Source organism: Bacillus sp. GbtcB14 (assembly GCF_019091205.1).
Classification (GTDB): domain Bacteria; phylum Bacillota; class Bacilli; order Bacillales; family Bacillaceae_G; genus Bacillus_A; species Bacillus_A cereus_AG.
Map to the genome: position 1 here is coordinate 1 of NZ_JAGXJT010000066.1, position 547 is coordinate 547.

Consider the following 547-nt stretch of genomic DNA (forward strand, 5'->3'; position numbering starts at 1 on the left):
AATGGTCTTATCTGTAGAAACACCATATTATGAGTTTGGTTTAGGAGCCTTACATGTAGAGGATCCAGTTTTGATTTCTTCTAGTGGTAATAAAGTGTTAACTCGCACAAAAGGGCATATCAAAATCGTGGAGTGATAAATGTATGATATATGATAATATTACAGAATGCATTGGAAATACACCCGTAGTAGATTTCAAAAGTGATTTAGTACCTTATGGTAAAAAATTATATTTAAAACTGGATTATTTTAATCCGAATTTCAGCGTAAAAGATAGAACAGCCCTTGGATTAGTAAAAGCTGCTATAAGAAGTGGGAAAATTCAAAAAGGTGATATTTTAATAGAATCAACTTCAGGAAATTTGGGTAAATCTCTAGCAATGTTAGGCGCTGAGTATGGATTTCAGGTAATTATTGTTGTGGACCCAAAGATTAGTTCTAACTTATTAAAATGGTATAACGCATATGGTGCTCGAGTTGAGATGGTAAAAAATCCAGATGAAAATGGTGGGTCCCAAAAAGCGAGAATTCAACGTGTGAAAGAACT

General features: G+C 33.5%; 1 protein-coding gene. It reads left to right on the forward strand.

Annotated features, from left to right (window positions below):
* Positions 1 to 143: 143 nt before the first annotated feature.
* On the forward strand, positions 144 to 547 hold a 404-nt coding region (locus KVT31_RS29355), incomplete at its 3' end, for a pyridoxal-phosphate dependent enzyme (protein ID WP_217613706.1).